This is a genomic window from Mycobacterium sp., assembly GCF_008709575.1.
GTDB lineage: Bacteria > Actinomycetota > Actinomycetes > Mycobacteriales > Mycobacteriaceae > Mycobacterium.
Genome location: NZ_VYIK01000333.1, coordinates 1 through 704, shown reverse-complemented (window position 1 = coordinate 704; position 704 = coordinate 1). Strand labels below are relative to the sequence as shown.

Sequence of the window (704 nt, the reverse complement as noted above, 5' to 3'; positions counted from 1 at the left end):
ACCGTGCCAGCCGTTCCACGACCCCGATAATCGGTGCGTTCGGTACAGTACCGGTGCAGGGTCCGCTGCGGAACCATAATGCCTTGACGTGCCAGCAGGTCACCGATCTTGACTACCGTCAGCCCCTTTTCGACCCACTTGACGATCTGATCATGGTTGGCACACAACAACTCCCACATCGCACCGTGGCCATCTGGCCGGCCCGGCCGCACCGCCTCGATCACCGCCCCGATCAGCTCGTCGGTGAGCTGCTCCAGATCACCGTCGCGGTCCAGCCCCGCCAACACCGCCGCGTTCGTATAATCGCGCGCGGTCTTGCGGTCCACCCCGACCATGACAGCCACCCGGCGCAAGCCGGCCCCCGACATCCACACCCGCAACAGCTCGCGTACCTCGATCACCGAAACCTCCCGAAACATTCAGCGGACCTCCTTCACATCGATCCACATGAAGCGATCCGACTCAGTGATCGAGCGACCCCGGCGACGACACGCCGGTGGTCCCATCACTGGCAAACGAGTGGCCCAATGAGACTGGCTAAACCATGGTCAAAGCGGCCCCATCACGGTGGCGGTCGACACCCCGGCCGACGAACTGTTCGGCGCTAGCCCCGTTTTCCGCACTGATCGAGCGTAGGGCCTGATTTGCGGGCGAGCTTCGGTGCTTGGGTGTGTGCGGTAATCCATTGTGGTGGTTGATATTTG

Annotated in this window: 1 pseudogene; it reads right to left on the bottom strand. The window is 62.6% G+C overall.

What is annotated here, in order from left to right:
• A pseudogene (locus tag F6Q13_RS18780) lies at positions 1–419 on the bottom strand (IS21 family transposase); the annotation flags it as partial.
• Positions 420–704: the final 285 nt, after the last annotated feature.